Genomic DNA, 19,875 nt, shown 5'->3' with positions numbered 1-19,875 from the left:
GTCGAACTGCTTGCCGACTTCTTCCAGCGTGTGGTCGCTCTGCATCTCGATGCCGAAGCGCATGCGCAGCACCTTGGCTTCGCGCGGGGTCAGGCTGTCGAGGATGTCCTTCACCACGTCGCGCAGACCGGCCTGCATGGCAGCCTCGATCGGTGCGGTGTTGTTGGTGTCCTCGATGAAATCGCCCAGGTGGCTGTCGTCATCGTCACCGATCGGCGTTTCCATGGAGATCGGCTCCTTGGCGATCTTCATGATCTTGCGGATCTTGTCCTCAGGGATCTCCATCTTCTCGGCCAGCGTCGGAGCATCCGGCTCGTAGCCGAACTCCTGCAGATGCTGGCGCGAGATGCGGTTCATCTTGTTGATCGTCTCGATCATGTGAACCGGGATACGGATGGTGCGGGCCTGGTCCGCGATCGAGCGCGTGATGGCCTGACGGATCCACCAGGTGGCGTAGGTCGAGAACTTGTAGCCGCGACGGTATTCGAACTTGTCCACCGCCTTCATCAGGCCGATATTGCCTTCCTGGATCAGGTCCAGGAACTGCAGGCCGCGGTTGGTGTACTTCTTCGCGATCGAGATCACCAGACGCAGATTGGCCTCGATCATCTCCTTCTTGGCGTCGCGCGAGGCCTTCTCGCCCTCGTTCATGCGCTTGTTGATCTCCTTGAGGTCATCAAGCGGCACGACGGCGCGGGCCTGGATGTCGATCAGCTTTTGCTGCAGTTCCTGCACGGCCGGCAGATTGCGGCCCAGCACGGCGCTGTAGTTCTTGCCGGCAGCCACTTCCTTCTCGGCCCACTGCAGGTTCAGCGCGTTGGGCGGGAAGGTCTTGATGAAGTACTCCTGCTGCATGCCGCACTTGTCCACCACGATCTTGCGCAGCTCGCGCTCATAGCGGCGCACGTCGTCCACCTGCGAGCGCAGGATGTCGCAGAGCTTCTCGATGGTCTTGACGGTGAAGCGGATCGTCATCAACTCGGCGCTGATGGCGTGCTGCGCCTTGTCGTAGGCGGCCGAGCGATAGCCTTCCTTCTCGAAGGCCTTGCGCATCTTGTCGAAGTTGGTGGCCAGGGAGTCGAACTTGGCCAGGGCCGCGTTCTTCAGCTCTTCCAGCTTCTTGGTCAGCGCCTTGGAGCCGCCGTTGCCGTCGTCGTCGTCCTCTTCGTCGAACTCGTCGAAGTCTTCCTCGGCCACATAGTCATCGGCCTCGTCCTCGGCCACGAAGCCGTCCACGACCTCGGAGATCTGCGACTCGCCGGCGCGGATCTTCTCGGCCATCTCCAGGATGTGGGCGATGGTGGTGGGCGAGGCCGAGATGGCCAGCATCATGGCCTGCAGGCCACCTTCGATGCGCTTGGCAATCTCGATCTCACCTTCACGGGTCAGCAGTTCCACCGTGCCCATCTCGCGCATGTACATGCGCACCGGGTCCGTGGTGCGGCCGAACTCGGAGTCCACCGTGGACAGCGCGGCTTCGGCGGCTTCCTCGGCCTCTTCCTCGGTGGCGGTGCTGGTGGTGTTGCCCGAGATCAGCAGGGTGGCCGCATCGGGCGCCTGCTCATAGACCGCGATCCCCATGTCGTTAAGCATGGAGATGATGGCCTCGAGGATTTCATCGCTGACCAGCTTTTCGGGCAGGTGGTCGTTGATCTCCTGATTCGTCAGGAAACCACGGGTCTTGCCCATCTTGATCAGGGTCTTGAGCTCCTGACGGCGCTTGGCGACTTCCTCTTCGGTCAGGGCGGTCTCGTCCAGGCCGAATTCACGCATCAGCGCGCGCTCCTTGGCGCGGCTGACCTTCATGCGCAGGGGCTTGGCCTTGGGCTTGTCCTCGCCGACTTCCTCGGTGCTGGTTTCGGCTTCGGCCTCGACCTCGCCCTCCAGATCGGCTTCGAGGTCGGAGAAGTCTTCCTCTTCCTCTTCCACCTTGGCCTTGGCGGTCTTCTTGCTGGTGGTCTCGGCCTTGGGCTTGCGGCCGCGCTTGGGCTTGTCCTCGGTGCCGGCAGCGGCGGCGGCCTTGGGCGCCTTGGTGGCCTTGGCTGCCTTGGCGGCGGGCTTCTTGGTCTCTTCAGCCTCGGCGGGGGCAGCCTTCGCGGTCTTCTTGGCAGTCATGCAGGTCCTTGCGGTGGAGATTCGATCTGAGCTTGGCAATGCGGCAGCCACCCGGGGCCCCGTACATCGCACTCAAGCGAAGCGTGGCCCAGGTGGCTCGGTCCCGTCCGGCACCGCTTTCGCGGTGGATCGGACGTGGCGCGTGCCAAGCTGGCGTGAACGTTTGAGATTGCAGCTCTCGCGGAACTTTGGCCTCAATACCCGCTATATGGGTGCCCAGTGTCGCTGGGTGGCCGGGACCGGAAGAACACTGCCGTCACTCTTGACGCGCGCGAAAACCCTTAATTATCGACATTTTGCAGGAAAAGGTCAAAAGTGTCGCGGCGGCGCTAGCTGCCCGCGGCTTCCAGCTCGCGGATGCGGGCCAGGATCTCCCTGAAGCGCTCCAAGTCCGGACCCTGAGGGTTGCTGGCCGCCAGGGCCTGGGACTGGCTCTTGAGCTGGGCGATGCGCAGACCCCGCACCACATGTTGCAGCTCTTCCAGCAGGGCCTCCTCGGGGCCGCGCGCGCTGCTCGCCAGGGGGCGGGCGCTGTCCAGCAGACCATCTTCGGCCAGGGCGGCTTCCAGCACTGACCAGGGGCTGGGGCCGTGGTTGACGAGGTGGCGCTCCAGCCATGCGATCAGCTCGCCGTGCGGTGGTGGCAGCTCATGCAGCAGTTGGTGGTCCTGGTCGGAGAGCTGCTCCCACCAGGTGCTGTTGAGCAGCAGCATGCGCAGGGCATGGTCGGCCGGGCTCAAGGGCTGGCGGCGCGGCAGGCCCAGGGTTGCGTCCTCGGGCTCGCCGCGGCGCTTCCAGCTCCCTTTGCCGCCCGCGCCACCCTTCCATTCCCCCTTGGGTTTCCACTCGCCCTTGGGTTTCCAGGGCTTGCGCGCGGTGGGCTCGGTGGCGGGCGCGCCCTCGCGGATGGCCGGGCCGTAGTCGCCGTCGTAGGCGGGGATATCGCCGTGCGGGATATCGTAGTCCGGCGTGCCATCAAAGTCGCCCTGGCCGGCGGGCGTGGCGGTGCGGCGGCTAGCGCCCGGGCGCATGGCCGGGGTGCCAGGGCTGCCGGTTTGCCACAGATCCATCAGCTCCTGGTCCGGCAGCTGGGCGCGGCGCGCCAGTTCGCCCAGCAGCTGGCGCTTGAGCAGGCCCTGGGGCAGGGCGCTCCACAGCGGCTTGGCGTTGGCCAGAAAGCGGGCGCGGCCCTCGGCACTGCTCAGATCACAGCCCTCCGATGAGGCGTCGACCAACTGCCGCGAGAGCGGCACCGCCTGCTCCACGCAGCGCTCGAAGGCCTCGGCGCCCAGCTCGCGCACATAGGAGTCGGGGTCGTGCTCTGCGGGCAGGAAGAGGAACTTGATGCTGCGGGTGTCGCTGGCATGGGGCAGGGCGGCTTCCAGGGCGCGGCCGGCGGCGCGGCGGCCGGCGGCGTCGCCGTCAAAGCTGAAGACCACCGACTCGGTGAAGCGAAAGAGCTTTTGCACATGCTCGGCCGTGCAGGCCGTGCCCAGGGTGGCCACGGCATTGCCGAAGCCGTGCTGGGCCAGGGCCACCACATCCATATAGCCCTCGACCACCAGGGCGTAGCCGCGCTGGCGCAGGCCGGTGCGGCCCTCGTAGAGCCCGTAGAGCTCGCGGCCCTTGTGGAAGACCGGGGTCTCGGGCGAATTCAGATATTTGGGCTCGCCCTTGTCCAGCACCCGGCCGCCGAAGCCGATCACCTCGCCCTGCACATTGCGGATGGGGAACATCACCCGGTCGCGGAAGCGGTCGTAGCGCTTTTGCTCGGCGCCGTCCTCGCCCTGTGTGATGACCAGGCCCGATTCGGCCAGCAGGGGATCGTCATAGCTGGGGAAGGCGCTGGCCAGGCCGCGCCAGCCCTCGGGGGCATAGCCCAGGGCGAAGCGCGCGGCGATCTGGCCGGTGAGGCCGCGGCGCTTGAGGTAGTCGATGGCGCGCGGGCTCTTCTTGAGCTGCTGGCGGTAATGCTCGCTGGCACGAGCCAGGGTCTCGGTGAGCGTGGCCTCACGTGCTTTCTGCGCCTTGGCGCGCTCGCGCTCGGCGGGGGAGCGCTCGTCCTGCGGCACCTGCATGCCCACCTGCTGAGCCAGATCCTCCACGGCCTCGATGAAGCCCGCACCGGTGTGCTCCATCAGGAAGCCGATGGCATTGCCATGCACGCCACAGCCGAAGCAGTGGTAGGTCTGGCGCGTGGGGCTGACGATGAAACTGGGCGTCTTCTCGCCGTGGAAGGGGCATAGCCCCTTGTGGTTGATGCCGGCTTTCTTGAGCTCGACATGGCGACCGACCACGTCGACGATGTCGACGCGGGCAAGCAGGTCTTGGATAAAGCCAGGAGGGATCACCGGCCGCAGTCTAGTGGATGGCGAGGCCCGACTCGGCTTCCTGCCTCCCGGCCAGCACGGGATGGGCCTGGAAGCGGGCGACCCAGTCGACCAGCTCGGCCGCAGGCATGGCGGGTGCGATGCCATTGCCCTGGCCCAACTCGCAGCCCAGCGCCATCAGGGCGCGGGCGTGGGCGGCACTCTCCACGCCTTCGGCCACCACGCTGCAATCAAAGGTCTTGGCCAGGCTGATCACACCCTTGACCAGGGCGTGGTCCTGTGCGTCGATCAGCATGTTCTGGATGAAGGATCGGTCAATCTTGAGTGCGTCCACCGGCAGCCGCTTGAGGTAGGTCAGGGTGGAGTAGCCGGTGCCGAAATCGTCCAGCGCGAAACTCACGCCCAGGGCGCGGCAGCGGCGTATCAGCACCTGGGTGGCCTCGATATCGGCCAGTGCAGCCGATTCCAGCACTTCCAGCATCAGATGTCGGGCCAGGGGCACGCCAGGATGTCGGGCGAGCAACTCTTGCAGGCGCTGGGTGAAGTCGTCCGCCTGCAGATGGCGGGCGGCCACATTGACGCTGACCCGCAGTGCCAGGCCTTGACTCAACCACAGGCTGGATTGCTTGAGTGCCTGCTCGATCACCCAGTCACCCACCCTCACGCCCAGGCCGGTGCGCTCCAGCACCGGCAGGAAATGGGCCGGGCCGAGCAGACCTTTTTCCGGATGCTGCCAGCGCAGCAAGGCCTCAACGCCCAGCACAAGCCCCTTTCGCATGTCCACCTTGGGCTGATAGTGCAGGCAGAGCTCGCCGGCATCCAGGGCTTCCTGCATGCGGCCCAGTGCCAGGGCCTGGGCGTCGCTGCGAGCATGCTTCTCGGTGTCGAAAAGCTGGTAGGCATTGCGGCCCGAGCGCTTGACGCGGTAGAGCGCGTGGGCGGCGTGGCGCAGCAGGGTCTCGGCGTCCGACTGGTCGCGCGGGTGCAGGGTGGCGCCCAGGCTGGCCGTGATGTCCAGAGGCTCCGGCAGCTCGGCGAGCGGGAAGGGGGCGCGCAAGACGTTCAGCAGGCGCTGCAGCGCCAATTCGGCTTCCGCGGCGTCTTTGCAGCGCAGCAGCAGGCCGAACTCGTCGCCACCCAGATGGGCCAGCTCATCGGCCCATTCTCGGCCGCTGCGCAGCGCACCGTCCAGACGCCGCCCGACCTGCAGCAGCAGACGGTCTCCCAGCATGCGTCCGTGCTGGTCATTGATCTGTCGGAACCGATCCAGGTCCAGCCAGACCACGCACAGCGCAAAGCCTTCCCGGCGGCTGGCGTCCAGCGCCTGCGCAAGGCGGCGCCGGAACTCGGCCAGATTGGGCAGGCCGGTCAGGGCATCGTGGCTTTGCTGCGCTTCCAGCAGGCGCTGCTGCTGAATCTGCAGCGTCTGGTCCTGCAGGGTCAGCACCTGGTAGCGCGGTGGCCCCTCGGGCTCCGGGATGCCCGCCAGGCTGAGTGCCAGGCTGATCAGCTCGCCGTCCTCGCGCTGCAGGCTGACGCGTCCTTGCCAGCTCTGCCCCTGAGCCAGGCCCTCGCGGATCTGGACGGGATCATGCCCCGCGCGGCGTAGAACCCCCGGTTGCAGCGGCTGTGCCACAGCGCCCAGCAAGGCTTCGCGATCCGCTCGCATCAGGCTGCAGTAGGCCGGGTTGGCGTCCAGCAAGTTCTGCTCCATATCGAGCACGGCCAGACCTTGCCCCACATGTTCGAACAGGGTGACGCTCATGCGCTCCCGCTCTTGCGCCACCCGCCGCCAGCTGATGTCGCTGAGCAGGGCCAGCAGATGGCGGGGGCGACCGGAGGCGCCCTGCCGCCACAGACGCAGTTTTAGCGAGAACCAGCGCCATTCCTGGGTGCCCGGGGCTTGCAGCCGCAGGGATTCATGCCAGTCCTCGACTCCCGCTCGACCGGGTTGCCCATTCAGGAGGCGGTCCAGGGCCGGCCGCAAGCGCGCGCGATCCAGCGGGTGCGCCAGCCGCTCAAGCCAGTCCTGGGGCGATTCGAAGTGTTCGGGCGCTCCGCACAGACTTCGCCACGGCGGCGTGGTGTTGAGCAGGCCCCAGCGCAGGTCCCAGCGTGCGGCCCCCAGCTCGGCCAGCTCCAGTTCGTCCGGCCAGCGGATGCTGCGGCCCAGGATACGGCTCAGGCGCCAGCGCAGGCGTGTCAGCCTGTCTGGGTGGCCGTAGCGGGCGCGTGCTAAGGAAAAGAATGGCATTGGGGGCGGGTTCAAGAGCGCGCATTATTGGCGGCGGCGGCCGCCAGCGCGCCTTGTGACCGGTACGGGTCCCGCACATGAGCGGCTCCCAAACCCGCGCAGACATTTGTCGGGGAGGCGTGTCAGGCAAGGTGTTGGCGCATAAAAAAACCGCCTCGGGCCGTGCCCGGGCGGTTTTCGTGAACTCACAGGCCACCTGGATTGGGTGGCTTGGCGGGCTCAGACGTGGAAATCTTCCAGTTTGGCGCCGTTGGCAATGGCGGCTTTCAGCCACTTGGGCTGCAGGCCGCGACCGCTCCAGGTTTCGCCGGTGGCCAGGTTGCGATACTTGGCCGCCACCTTGGAGGTCTTGCCGGCCTTGGCTGGCCGGCTGCTCAGATCGGCGGCAGTCAGGCCATATTCCGACATCAGGCTCTTGACCTTGGCAATGGCGTCCGCGAGTTCGCGTTCCTTGGTTTGAGCGATTTGCTCATCCAGAGCTGCCCGTTGGGCCAAAAGGTCTTTGAGAGTTGCTGCCATCTTTGCAATTCCTCACTGGTTCAGGTTCATGCCTGGTCGCTGGCAAGCAATTATGACAGCGACCTCGAAAACTCCCTGGCGAGGATTATGCGCATGGCCGGGGCGATGACGCAATATATCAAATGATGTTCTGATCACGCCCCCTTGCCATATTGATGCGAGTCCGCCACAAAAGCGGACCCGCAGCACGGGGAGGGATTACTTGAATCCGACCCGATCGAGCAACTGCTGCACCTTGGGCAGATTGGCGCCCACGGCGGAAACCGGGATGGTTTCGCTCTTGAAGCTGCCCATGGATTCCAGGGCTGGATTGGGGGCCCGCACACCCGCCACAACCGGCCATTCGTTATTGCCGTTGGCAAAATAGATTTGCGCCTCGGGCGAGCTCAGGTACTCCAGAAACTTGATCGCGTTGTCGCGGTTCTTCGCGTGCTTGGCCACGGCGCCGCCGGCGATATTCATATGCGTGCCCCAGCTTTGCTGGTTGGGGAACACCACGCCCAGGCGCTCGATCACGGCCCGGTCTTCCGGCTTCTCCGACCGCATCATGCGCGCCAGGTAGTAGCTGTTGGTGACGGCGATCTGGCATTCGCCGCTGGCCGCGGCTCGGATCTGGTCGGTGTCGCCACCCTTGGGGGCGCGCGCCATATTGGCCACGACACCTTTGAGCCAGGCTTCGGTGCGTTCAGCGCCCAGATGCTCGTACATGGCGCCAAACAGCGAGAGGTTGTAGGGATGGGAGCCGCTGCGCAGGCAGACCTTGCCCTTGTTCTTGGGGTCGGCCAGCTCTTCGTAGGTGTCCACATCCTCCTTCTTCACGCTCAGCTTGTTGTAGACCACGACGCGTGCGCGGGTCGAGAAGCCGAACCACTCCGAGCCCTTGCCCTCGTCGCTGGCGCGCAGATGGGCGGGGATACGCTGTTCCAGCAGGGCGGATTTCACCGGTGCAAACAGCCCGTCGCGCTCTGCCTGCCACAGGCGTGCGGCATCCACCAGCAGCACCACGTCGGCCGGGCTGGAGGCCCCCTCGCTCTTGAGGCGGGCGATCAGGCCGGCATCATCGGTGTCCACGCGATTGATGCGGATGCCGGTGGCCTTGGTGAAATTGCTGTAGAGCGCTTCGTCGGTCTGGTAGTGGCGAGCCGAGTACAGGTTGAGCACCTGTTCCTGGGCCTGGACGCCGTGGCCCAGGCCGGCCAGCAGGCCCAGTGCGCACAGGGATTTGACGAGACGGGAAATTCGCATGGGGTCTCCAAAGCCATCAATCAATGAGGTGGCTGAAGTGTAGAGCAAACAAGAACGATTCCTGTTCGCGGCTGCGATTCGGCCTTGGCAATTGGGTGTGTTTTTTGACGGGCAACAAAAAGGGCGGGGACCTGAGGCCTGATCGGCTGGTCCCCGCCCCGTGGGCGAGCGGTTCTCGCTGTGGCCTGTGCGTTCAGGCGCTGGGTGGCACGTAGCCCGCCGGTTGCTCCGCACCGTCGCCAAAGAAAAACTGCTCCATCTGGCGAGCCAGATATTGCCGGGCGCGCAGGTCGGCCAGATTCAGACGGTTTTCATTGACCAGCATGGTCTGGTGCTTGAGCCACAGGGCCCAGGCTTCCTTGCTGACATTGTCGAAAATGCGTTTGCCCAGATCACCGGGGTAGACGGGAAAGTCCAGGCCTTCGCCTTCCTTCTTGAGATAAGCGCATTGCACGGTGCGTGCCATATCAACCTCTGTATGTTGGGGGTGGGGGGTGTGGCGAGTGCCGCGATCGGCCTTGTGTCGTTCGCCGCGATGTTCAATCAGCTCAGTTTCTTAACCAGCACCTGCGAGCGCCGGTCCCAGTTGTATTTGCGCTTGCGTTCCTCCGGCAGCCATTCCGGCTCGACCGGGCGGAAGCCGCGTTTGATGAACCAGTGCATGGTGCGGGTGGTGAGCACGAAGATGGTGCTCAGCCCCATGGATTTGGCGCGTTGCTCGATGCGCTTGAGGATGCGGTCGCCGTCGCCCTGGCCTTGCACCTCGGCCGAGACGGTGAGAGCGGCCATTTCCGCGGTGCGGGCCTCGGTATAGGGATAGAGCGCGGCGCAGCCGAAAATCACGCCGTCGTGTTCGATCACGGTATAGGCCTCGATATCGCGCTCGATCTCGTTGCGGTCGCGCTTGACCAGGGTGCCGTCGCGCTCAAAGGGCTCGATCAAGGCCACGATGCCGCCCACATCGTCGGGCGTGGCCTCGCGCAGGCTTTCCAGCTTCTCGTCCACCACCATGGTGCCGATGCCGTCGTGGGTGTAGACCTCCTGCAGCAAGGCCCCATCCACCGCCAGGGGCAGGATGTGGGAGCGCTCCACGCCGGCCAGGCAGGCCTTGACGCAGTGCTGCAGGTAGAAGGCCACATCGGTGGGCTGGGTGGGCTTGGGCAGGCCGGCCAGCAGGCGCTGGGCGTCGGCCAGGGCCAGCTCGGTGTCGATGGGGCTCTCCGGGTCCTCGGGGTTTTCGCGCACGCCCGGCACCTCGGTCATGAAGAGCAGCTTGTCCGCCTGCAGGGCGATGGCGGCGCTGGTGGCCACTTCTTCCATGGTCAGATTGAAGGCCTCGCCGGTAGGCGAGAAGCCGAAGGGGGAGAGCAGCACGATGGCGCCGGAGTCGATAGCGCGCTGGATCGCGCCCGCGTCCACCTTGCGCACCAGGCCGCTGTGCTGATAGTCCACGCCGTCCACGATGCCCACCGGGCGCGCGGTCAGGAAGTTGCCCGAGACCACGCGCACCGTGGCGTTCGCCATGGGCGTGTTGGGCAGGCCTTGGGAGAAGGCGGCCTCGATCTCGAAGCGCAGCTGGCCGGCGGCCTCCTGCGCGCAGTCCAGGGCCACGGCATCGGTGATGCGCACGCCCTGGTGAAAGCGCGGCTGCTGACCCTTGGCCATCAGCTGCTCGTTCACCTGGGGGCGAAAGCCGTGGACCAGCACGATCTTGATGCCCATGGCGTGCAGGATGGCCAGATCCTGCACAAAGGCATTGAGCTTGCCCGCCGCCACCAGCTCACCCGGCATGCCCACCACGAAGGTCTCGCCGCGGTAGGCATGGATGTATGGCGCCACCGAGCGGAACCAGGGCACAAAGGTGTGGGGAAAGACAAGACTCATCGCGGTGCTGGAGCGGAGGGCAGTGCAGGGGTTGGAGGTCAGGGCGGGATTGTGCCGCAGTGCTCGCGGATAATCCCGCCCCAGTGAATTCCAAGCCTGCCTCTCCTCCCGCGGCCGCGGCCGGGTCATCTGCCCGCGCCCCTCGCCCCCCCCGATCCGACGCTGCCACCGGCCCTCGCGCGCCGCGGCCGCCGCGGACCGAGCGCGCGCCGCTGCCTGCCAATCCGGTGCCGCCCATCAGCTTTCCCGAGGGCCTGCCCGTCTCGGGCCGGCGCGAGGAGATTGAGCGCGCCCTGGCCGAGCACCAGGTCGTCATCGTCTGCGGCGAGACCGGCTCGGGCAAGACCACCCAGCTGCCCAAGATTGCGCTGGCCATGGGGCGCGGCCGCGCCAACGGCGGGGGGCTGATCGGCCACACCCAGCCGCGGCGCATTGCCGCCTCCAGCGTGGCCAAGCGCATTGCCGAGGAGCTGAACACCCCGCTGGGCGAGGTGGTGGGCTACAAGGTGCGTTTCCAGGACCGGCTGCAGCCCGGGGCCAGCGTCAAGCTGATGACGGACGGCATCCTGCTGGCCGAGACCCAGACCGATCCGCTGCTCAAGGCCTACGACACCCTGATCATCGACGAGGCGCACGAGCGCTCGCTGAACATCGACTTCCTGCTGGGCTATCTGCGCGAGGTGCTGCCGCGCCGGCCGGATCTCAAGCTGGTCGTGACCTCGGCAACCATCGACGCCGACCGCTTCGCCCAGCACTTTGCCTCGGCCAAGGGACCGGCGCCGGTGCTGATGGTCTCGGGCCGTACCTTCCCGGTGGAGCAGCGCTACCGCCCCTTCGAGGAATCGCGCGAGTACGACGTCAACGACGCCATCTGCGATGCGGTGGATGAGCTCTGGCGCGAGGGCTCGGGCGATGTGCTCGTGTTCCTGCCCGGCGAGCGCGAGATCCGCGAGGCGGCCGAGGCGCTGCGCAAGCACCATCCGCCCGGCGTCGAGGTGCTGCCGCTGTTCGCGCGGCTCTCTGAGCAGGAGCAGAACCGCATCTTCCAGCCGCATGGGGCGCCGCGCATCGTGCTGGCCACCAATGTGGCCGAAACCTCGCTGACCGTGCCCGGCATCCGCTATGTGATCGACCCGGGCCTGGCGCGGGTCAAGCGCTACAGCTACCGCAACAAGGTCGAGCAGCTGCAGGTTGAGCCCATCAGCCAGGCGGCGGCCAACCAGCGCGCCGGCCGCTGCGGCCGGGTGTCCAACGGCATCTGCATCCGGCTCTACGACGAGAAGGATTTCAACGAACGCCCCCGCTTCACCGACCCCGAGATCCTGCGCAGCTCGCTGGCCGGCGTGATCCTGCGCATGAAGGCCCTGCACCTGGGCCAGGTCGAGGCCTTCCCCTTCATCGAACCGCCGCCGCGCAAGGCCATTGCCGATGGCTACCAGCTGCTGCACGAGCTGGGCGCGGTGGACGAGATGAACGAGCTGACGGCCATGGGCAAGGAGCTCTCAAGGCAGCCCCTGGACCCGCGGGTCGGCCGCATGATTCTGGAGGCGCGCACGCGCGACGCGCTCTCCGAGGTGCTGATCATCGCCAGCGCGCTCTCCGGCCAGGACGTGCGCGACCGGCCCATGGAGCAGCAGCAGGCCGCCGACGAGAAGCACAAGAAGTTCGACGACGAGAAGTCGGAGTTCATGGGTTATCTCAAGCTCTGGAAGTGGATCGGCGAATCCCGGGGCGGGGAGGGCGAGCATCGCCTGTCCAACCGCAAGCAGGAGCAGCTGCTGCGCGAGAACTTCATCAGCCCGCGCCGCGTGCGCGAGTGGCGCGACATCTATTCCCAGCTGCACACGGTCGTCGCCGAGCATGGCTGGCGCCTCAACGGCGCGCCGGCCACCTACGAGCAGGTGCATCTGTCCATGCTGGCCGGCCTGCTGGGCAATATCGGCTTCAAGAGCGAGGACGAGGACTGGTACCTGGGCGCGCGCGGCATCAAGTTCTACCGCCATCCGGGCGCGCACCTGAGCAAGAAGCCGGGCCGCTGGATCGTGGCGGCGGAACTGGTGGACACGACCCGCCTCTTCGGTCGCGGCATCGCCCATATCGAGCCGCAATGGCTGCCCGGCATCGCCGGCCATCTGCTCAAGATCCAGCTGGCCGAGCCGCACTGGGAGAAGAAGGCGGCCGAGGTGATCGCGCTGGAGCGCGCCACGCTCTACGGCATCGTGGTCTACAGCAACCGCCGCGTGAACTTCGGCAAGGTGGATCCGGTGGCGGCGCGCGAGATCTTCATCCGCGAGGCCCTGGTCAATGGCGAGTGGGACACGCGCCTGCCCTTCCTGGCCCACAACCGCAAGCAGATCGCCAAGGTCGAGGAGCTGGAGCACAAGTCGCGCCGCCAGGATGTGCTGGTGGACGACGAGCTGATCTACGCCTTCTACGACAGCCAGCTGCCGGCCGAGGTCTGCTCCGGCCACACGCTGGAGAAGTGGTACCGCGAGGCCAGCCGGGGCAACCCCAAGCTGCTGCACATCAGCCGCGAGGAGCTGATGCGGCACGAGGCCGCCGGCGTCACCAGCAATGCCTTCCCCAAGACCCTCCGCCTGGGCGGTGTGGACTGCAAGGCCGACTATCTGCACGAGCCCGGCGACGCGCGCGACGGCCTCACCGTCACCGTGCCCATCTATGCGCTGAACCAGGTCAGCGAGGAGCGCTGCGAATGGCTGGTGCCGGGCATGCTGGCGGCCAAGGTGCTGGCCCTGGTCAAGAGCCTGCACCAGAAGCCGCGCGCCCGCCTGGTGCCCCTGCCCGACTATGTGGCCGAGTTCTGCGAGCTGGCTCCCTTCGCCCAGGGCGGGCTGGTCGACGCGCTCCTGAAATCGGTCAAGGAGCGCACCCAGCTGGCCATCCAGAAGAACGACTTCAAGCTGGAGCAGCTGCCCGCCCATCTGTTCATGAACTACCGGGTGGTGGACGAGCATGGCCGCCAGCTGGGGCTGTCTCGCAACCTGGCGGCGCTGAAGGCCGAGCTGGGCGGCCAGGCGCGCTCGGCCTTCCAGGCCCTGGCGGCGCTTAAGCTGCCAACGGCCGCCAGTCCGGCGCCTGCACCCGCGGCCGCGCCGCCGTCCGGCCGCGGCGGCAAGGTCGCGCCCGTGTCGGCACCGGCTCCCGCGGCCCACGACAGCGCCAGCCGCTACACCGCCTGGACCTTTGGCACCCTGCCGGAGCTGATGGAGGTGAGCAAGGGGGCCCAGACCCTGATCGGCTTTCCGGCCCTGCTCGACCGCGGCACGCATGTGGAGATCGAGGTCTTTGACGAACCCGAAGTGGCGGCCACCAAGCACCGCCTGGGCCTGCGCCGTCTGGTGGCCCTGCAGCTCAAGGAGCCGCTGAAGTATCTGGAGAAGAACATCCCGGACCTGCAGGCCATGTCGGTGGCCTATATGAGTCTGGGCACGGCCGAGGAGCTGCGCGAGCAGATCATCGGCGTGGCGGTGGACCGGGCCTTTCTGGCCGAACCGCTGCCCACCCATGAGTTCGAGTTCAAGACCCGGCTGGAGGAGGGGCGCGCGCGCCTGAACCTGATCGCCCAGGAGGTGGCCCGCCTGACGTACCAGATCCTGCTGGACTTCCAGGCCGCCAGCCGCAAGCTCAAGGACAGCCGGGCGCCCAAGGACGTAGCCGAGGACATCACGGCCCAGCTGCAGCGCCTTTGCCCCAAGCACTTCGTCACCCAGACGCCCTGGAGCCAGGCCCAGCACCTGCCGCGCTACCTCAAGGCCATCACCGCCCGGCTGGACAAATGGCGGGTCGATGCCGCGCGCGACGCCAAGCTGCTGGCCGAGTTGCGCCCGCTGGAGCAGCGCTATCTGCGCCGCCTGGCGGAGCTCAAGGGCACGCGCGACGCGCGCCTGGAGGACTTCCGCTGGCAGCTGGAGGAGCTGCGGGTCAGCCTCTTCGCCCAGGAACTGCGCACACCGCAGCCGGTCAGTGTGAAGCGCCTGGAGAAGGTCTGGACCCAGTTCAATCACTGAATGCGCCCGGGTTTGCGCTGGTATTCGGAGTTTGTTCCCGGTACCGACAGGCGCACAATCCGGTTGAAATTGCCAACGTGCCCAAGGTCCAACTCTAGTGCGTCCCGTGTCGAACGCCGATTCCAATGCCGGTTCCAGCGCGCCCTCGGCGGGGGCACCCGCACCCTTGCGCCGCTTCGGGCGCTTCGAGTTGCGAGCCCTCCTGAGCAAGAGCAGCCGCAGCATGCTGTGGCTGGTGCTGGATCCGCGCAGCAGTCAGGAGCTGATGCTGTGCATGCCGCGCCAGGCGCCCAACAGTCCGGCGGCGCTGGCGCATTGGCTCAAGATGGCCGATACGGCCGCGCGTGTACAGCACCCCAATCTCGCCCATGTGGTCGAGGTGGGGCAGGTGGAGCACTGGCCCTATCTGGCCTATGACCGGGCCCTGGGCGAGACCTTGGATGAACGCCTGTCCCGGCAAGGGCTGCCCCTGCCGGTGGAGGCCGCGCAGTGGTTGTGCCAAGGGCTTGAGGGCTTGGCCTTTGCCCATGAAGCCGGCCATGCGCATCGCGATGTCCAGTCGGGCAGCTGGGTCGTTGACGCAGCCGGCCATGTGCGTCTTTTGGGGCTGGAAGTCGCCCAGGATGTGTTTCCGGCCAATACCGACTTCAACACCCTGACTCGCAGGGCCCTGCGTGAGGCGGCCGAGGAAGATGTGCTGCGGACGGGTCTGGTTTTGCATCGGGTGCTCACCGGCCGTGCCGTGCTGGATGAGGCCGATCTCAATCTGGTGCTCCAGCGAATGCAACCGCAGGGCTCCGAGTTGGTGCGGCTGTCCTTCGAGACACCCCAGCCCATTGCGGAACCCTTGCGCGCCATCGCCAATCGATCGGTAGACCGCCAGGCTCGTCAGCGCTACCACAGCGCGCGCAGCTTTTTGCGGGCTCTTGAGGGCTGGCGTGGCAGCGTCAGCGAGCAGGGCGGCATGGTGGCCCAGCTCTTGGACCGGCTGCAGCGCGTAGGCCACCTGCCCATCGCCTCGCTGCGCCTGCAGCGCATCGCCCAGTCCTCGGCCATGGAGTCCACCCACGCCAGCGAGCTCTCCACCCTGGTGCTGCAGGACATGGCCCTGAGTCTGGAGATGCTGCGCCGCGTGAACAACGCGCTCAAGTCGCACGGCCAGTCCGTCAGCGGCGGCGCCATTCTGAACATGCAGCGGGCCATCGCCATGCTGGGCCTCAATGGCGTGCAGCAGGCGGCACGCGGGCTCAAGCCCTGGCCGGGCCCGCTCAACGAGGCCCATGCGGCGCGGCTGCAAAGCCTGATGCGGCGTGTGCAGCGCGCCGCTCAGGTGGCCCAGGTCCTGCGCCCGGCCGGCTACGACGCCGAGGTTGTCTATCTGATCACGGTGATGCAGAACTTGGGGCGTTTGCTGCTGCAGTACCACTTTCCCGAGGATGCCCAACAGATCCGGCAGCTGATGCAGGCCCCCGAGCCCACGGCAGAGCAGCCCAATCCCAGCGGCATGAGCGAGCAGTCCGCGGCCTTTGCGGTGCTGGGCTGCGATCTGGAAACCCTTGGCACGGCCGTGGCCCGCTACTGGAGTCTGGGAGATGAGCTGCTGCACATGATGCGGCGCTACCCGCCGGACGCACCGGTGCGTGCTGGCGCGCATCCGGGCGATGTCGAGCTCTTGCGACTGACCTGCAGCCTGGCCCATGAGCTCATCGAGGCGCTGGATCTTCCGGAACACAAGCGCCAGATTGGCGTGGAGCTGGCCACGCGCCGCTACGCTCGGATTCTGGGGCTGGGCCTGCGCGATGTGCTGCTGGCCTTGAACCCGGAGACACCGGCCGAGGACTCGCTCCAGGCTCAGCCCGCCGAAACCGTCGCTGCCACCGTGGCGCCTGCTGTCACTCCTGGGTCACCCCAGCCCTCGGCCTTGCGCAACCGCTTGCGTGGGCGCACCGACGGCAGCGAGCTCCCCTTGTCCCCACCGGCCTCGGCGGCGCTTGCCGCGGCGCCCGCGTCCCCAGGAGCGGGGAGCGACTCGACCAGCCCCATGCCGCCGGTGGCTCCATCGGGTTTGTGAAAGCCTGAAACCGCTCGCATACGGCCGACGCCATGCCCTCTAGCCCGCCCGTCGCGCCTACGCTACCGCCAGCGCTGGGCCGCTTTCGCTTGCTGCGAGAGCTGGGCAAGGGCGCGCAGGCGACGGTCTGGCTGGCGCATGACCCGCATCTGGACCGCGAGGTGGCGCTCAAGGTCCTGACCCTGGGGGGACGCAAGGACGAGCTTGAGGACGGTCTGCACGAGGCGCGTGCCGTCAGCCGGCTGCAGCATCCCAATATCGTCCAGGTCTTCGAGGCCGATGTTCAGGCGGGTCAGGCCTATCTGGTGTTTGAGTACGTGCCGGGGCCGACCTTGGCGCAGCGCATGCGCTCCGAGCCGCGCCTGGGTGTGCGCGAGTCGGTGGAGCTGATGCTGGGCGTCCTGGACGGCCTGGCGGCTGCCCATGCCGCGGGCGTGGTGCATCGAGACCTCAAGCCCTCCAATATCCTGTTGGATGCACGCGCTCGTCCGCGGGTGATGGATTTCGGGATCGCGGCCCGCGCAGACCGGCCCGGCAGCGGCGTCCAGGGGATTGTGGGCACGCCGGGCTATATCTCGCCCGAGGCGGCCCGCGGTGAGGCACCTGGCGCTTCCATGGACATCTTCGCGGCCGCCGTGGTGCTGGCAGAGATGCTGGCGGGACAGCGCTTGGTGCAAGAGACCGACCCCTGGCGGGCGGTCCGTCTGGCGATCGAGCAGGACCTGCATTTGCCCTCCGGACTCGAGGCCGCCGTGGACGACAGGCTGCGTGCCATCGTTCAGCGCGGGCTGGCGCGTGACCCGGCGCAGCGCTGGAGCGGCGCGCGGGAAATGCACGACGCCTTGCAGGAATGGCTGCAGCCGGCCGCGGCGTCCGCCGTGGAGTCAGGTGCCACAGCCACCCTGGAGTTTCTGCTGCGCCGCATGCGGCACAAGAGCGACTTTCCCGCCATGTCGGATGCGGTGCAGCGCATACAGCGCCTCACCCACTCCGAGAATGAGAACCTCCACAGTCTGGCCAACGAGATCCTCAAGGATGTGGCGCTGACGCACAAGCTGCTGCGCCTGGTCAATAGCGCGCAGTTCAGCCACGCGGGGGGCGGCAGCATTTCCACGGTGTCGCGCGCCGCAGCTCTGATTGGCTTTTCCGGCATACGCAATCTGGCGCTGTCCCTCATCCTGCTGGAGCGCATGGAGAACAAGGCCCATGCCCAGCAGCTGCGTGAGGAGTTTCTGCGGGCCTTGATGGCGGGTGCCCTGGCGCGAGAGCTATGCGTGCTTCCTCAGGAGAAGGAGGAAGTGTTTCTGATGGCCTTGCTGCAGGGCTTGGGTCGTCTCTTGTGCGAGTTCTACTTTCCGGAAGAAGCGCAGCAGGTTCGCCAGCTGCAGGGTGGGTCGCCGCCCATCACGGAAACCCAGGCCGCCATGCAGATCTTGGGGCTGAGCTACGAGCAGCTGGGGCAGGGCGTTGCGCGGCAGTGGGGCTTGCCGGACAAGTTGCTGCGCGGCATGGACCGGCCTTCAGGGGAGCCGCCCATGCGCCTGCTGGAGAGCCCGATCGAGCGTCAGCGTTGGCTGGTCCGTGCCGCCAACGATGTGTCGGACCTGATCCTGAAGTCGGAACCCGAGCAGGCGCACGCCAGGCTCAAGGCCCTGGCGCAGCGATACTCGCGGGCCTTGGGCAGCTCGGCCGAGTCCTTTGAAGTGGCGGCCGACGAGGCACGCCAGCGCCTGGCTCAGCTGGCCCAGGCCATGAACATCCGACCGGCACAGCGCTCGGCGGCGCAGCGCTTGCTGGCCCCGATCAGGCCGACCTTGGACGACAGTCTGTCGCCGCATGAGCTGCATGCCACCATGACCCTGCTGCATGGTTCCGCCGCAGAGCGTGCGCCCGAGGCGGCCTCCGACATCCTGGCGGCCGGCATTCAGGACATCACGAATGCCATGGTGGAGAACTTCCGTCTCAACGAAGTGCTGCGCATGATTCTGGAGACCATCTATCGCAGCCTCGGCTTCAGGCGGGTGGTCTTTTGTCTGCGTGACCCGCGCAATGACACCCTGACCGGTCGCTTCGGTCTGGGGGAAGGCGTGGAGGCGGTGGCACCGCTGTTTCGCGTGCCCCTGCGCCCAGGTCCGGATCAGATCAACGATCTCTTCGTGGCGGTTTGCCAAAAGGGGGTGGACACGCTGATCACGGATGCCTCGGTGCCCAAGATTGCCCAGCGTCTGCCGGCCTGGTTCCTGGGCGCGCCCAAAGCGGCCAGCTTTCTCATCCTGCCCATGAGCATGAAGGGTGCGCCCTTCGCCATGATCTATGCGGACAAGGCCGAGACGGGCGGCATCACGCTGGGTGACAAGGAGTTGTCGCTGCTGCGCACCTTGCGCAACCAGGCGGTGATGGCATTCAAGCAGGCTGCCTGAGCGGCAGCGTGCGATTCGAGGCGGCTTCGGGCGCAAGCGGCCCGGGCCGGCGCTGGCTCAGAAGGGGCCGCGACGCTCGAGATGACGGAAGGTGATGCGGCCCTTGGACAGATCGTAGGCCGACAGTTCCAGGGTCACGGCATCGCCCGCCAGAATGCGGATGTGGTGCTTGCGCATCTTGCCGCCGGTGTAGGCGATGACCTCATGGCCATTCTCGAGCTTGACGCGAAAGCGGGAATCGGGGAGCACCTCGTTGACGGTGCCGCGCATTTCGATGAGCTCTTCCTTGGCCATGTATGTCCTTGTTGTGCGCTGTCGGCGCAGGCCGAGCAGGGCGGTTTGTCTAGGTTAGCGGAGAGAAACACCGCGGGGTGCGATGCATGCTCCCCGCGATGAGGTCAGTCCCTGTGGGACTTAGACGGCGCGGATGTTCGCGGCTTGCAGACCCTTGGGGCCCTGCTTGACCTCGAACTCCACCTGGGCGCCTTCGGCCAGGGTGCGGAAGCCGCCGTTGTTGCGGATTTCGCTGTGGTGAGCGAACAGGTCCTTGGAGCCGTCGCTCGGGGTGATGAAGCCGAAGCCCTTGCCGTCGTCAAACCACTTCACGATGCCGGTTTGCAGGTTCATGGTGTTTCCTTGATGAGATGAAAATGAAACGAGAACACTCCGGGCGCCACCATGGCGAGCCGGAGACAGAAACACTCAAGAGCAATCAGCAGGGGTGAAGCTGTAGCGAGCCGCTCGCTTTGAGAGTCTGCATGATGCGGACTGGCGGGGCTGCAGATAAGACCGTTGGAGAAGGGCCTTGCGCGAATCTATGCGTCGAAGTTTAGCACGCCGCCACGGCGCGCGCCGAGCGCGCGTAGGGGCTTGCTCAAGTATTGGGGTTGACGAGCCTTACCCCCGGCACTGGTCACAACGGTTAGGGCTGCTTGGTTCCCCACCTGACCCGGTTGGCCGCGCTTCCATGCGAGGAGGCCCGTCGGGTGCCATTGTATGCGATGCCCGA

12 protein-coding genes and 1 other RNA gene are annotated in these 19,875 nt (G+C 66.6%); 3 read left to right on the top strand and 10 right to left on the bottom strand.

The genetic code is table 11. From position 1 onward, the window contains the following. From rpoD to argA, 7 genes are all read right to left on the bottom strand, one after another. The coding region (rpoD, locus tag ACK5F2_RS10935; protein ID WP_409864624.1) for an RNA polymerase sigma factor RpoD at positions 1–2,115 on the bottom strand (2,115 nt) is incomplete at its 3' end. A gap of 329 nt (positions 2,116–2,444) precedes the next feature. Further along, positions 2,445–4,592, bottom strand: coding sequence for a DNA primase (dnaG, locus tag ACK5F2_RS10930; RefSeq protein WP_409864623.1), 2,148 nt, complete (start codon positions 4,590–4,592; stop codon positions 2,445–2,447). After that, positions 4,477–6,699: a putative bifunctional diguanylate cyclase/phosphodiesterase gene (locus ACK5F2_RS10925; protein ID WP_409864622.1), complete on the bottom strand. Its 2,223-nt coding sequence runs from the start codon at positions 6,697–6,699 to the stop codon at positions 4,477–4,479. Before ACK5F2_RS10925 ends, dnaG begins: the two co-directional genes overlap by 116 nt. Positions 6,700–6,918: 219 nt before the next feature. Continuing rightward, the gene (locus ACK5F2_RS10920; protein ID WP_409864620.1) at positions 6,919–7,218 is read right to left on the bottom strand and encodes an H-NS family nucleoid-associated regulatory protein; all 300 of its coding nucleotides are present in this window, start codon (positions 7,216–7,218) and stop codon (positions 6,919–6,921) included. A gap of 198 nt (positions 7,219–7,416) precedes the next feature. After that, positions 7,417–8,463 (bottom strand): Fe(3+) ABC transporter substrate-binding protein, encoded by a 1,047-nt coding sequence (locus tag ACK5F2_RS10915; protein ID WP_211343810.1) that lies wholly within the window; start codon positions 8,461–8,463, stop codon positions 7,417–7,419. A gap of 193 nt (positions 8,464–8,656) precedes the next feature. Further along, complete coding sequence (locus tag ACK5F2_RS10910; RefSeq protein WP_133602562.1) at positions 8,657–8,929, bottom strand: oxidative damage protection protein; 273 nt, start codon at positions 8,927–8,929, stop codon at positions 8,657–8,659. A 77-nt stretch (positions 8,930–9,006) separates the two neighbouring features. Beyond that, the gene (argA, locus tag ACK5F2_RS10905; RefSeq protein WP_409864619.1) at positions 9,007–10,347 is read right to left on the bottom strand and encodes an amino-acid N-acetyltransferase; all 1,341 of its coding nucleotides are present in this window, start codon (positions 10,345–10,347) and stop codon (positions 9,007–9,009) included. Here argA and hrpA point away from each other — a divergent pair. The 3 genes from hrpA (at position 10,293) to ACK5F2_RS10890 (ending at position 18,866) form a co-directional block, all read left to right on the top strand. Next, positions 10,293–14,375, top strand: coding sequence for an ATP-dependent RNA helicase HrpA (gene hrpA, locus ACK5F2_RS10900; protein ID WP_409864617.1), 4,083 nt, complete (start codon positions 10,293–10,295; stop codon positions 14,373–14,375). The two genes, argA and hrpA, sit on opposite strands and share 55 nt — an antisense overlap. Positions 14,376–14,481: 106 nt before the next feature. Next, positions 14,482–16,446 carry an HDOD domain-containing protein gene (locus ACK5F2_RS10895; RefSeq protein WP_409864616.1) on the top strand — a complete coding sequence of 655 codons (1,965 nt, stop codon included), beginning with the start codon at positions 14,482–14,484 and terminating at the stop codon, positions 16,444–16,446. A 32-nt stretch (positions 16,447–16,478) separates the two neighbouring features. After that, positions 16,479–18,866 carry a protein kinase domain-containing protein gene (locus tag ACK5F2_RS10890; protein ID WP_409864615.1) on the top strand — a complete coding sequence of 796 codons (2,388 nt, stop codon included), beginning with the start codon at positions 16,479–16,481 and terminating at the stop codon, positions 18,864–18,866. 57 nt (positions 18,867–18,923) lie between these two features. Here ACK5F2_RS10890 and infA read toward each other — a convergent pair whose 3' ends face one another. From infA to ffs, 3 genes are all read right to left on the bottom strand, one after another. Then, complete coding sequence (gene infA / locus ACK5F2_RS10885) at positions 18,924–19,160, bottom strand: translation initiation factor IF-1 (protein WP_133602567.1); 237 nt, start codon at positions 19,158–19,160, stop codon at positions 18,924–18,926. A gap of 120 nt (positions 19,161–19,280) precedes the next feature. Continuing rightward, positions 19,281–19,487, bottom strand: coding sequence for a cold-shock protein (locus tag ACK5F2_RS10880; protein WP_211343824.1), 207 nt, complete (start codon positions 19,485–19,487; stop codon positions 19,281–19,283). A 265-nt stretch (positions 19,488–19,752) separates the two neighbouring features. Continuing rightward, positions 19,753–19,850: signal recognition particle sRNA small type (ffs, locus tag ACK5F2_RS10875), an RNA gene on the bottom strand. Between the last annotated feature and the right edge of the window lie 25 nt (positions 19,851–19,875).

It is taken from the genome of Roseateles sp. (assembly GCF_046300915.1).
Lineage (GTDB): Bacteria > Pseudomonadota > Gammaproteobacteria > Burkholderiales > Burkholderiaceae_C > Kinneretia.
This window is presented reverse-complemented; position numbering and strand designations above follow the sequence as displayed.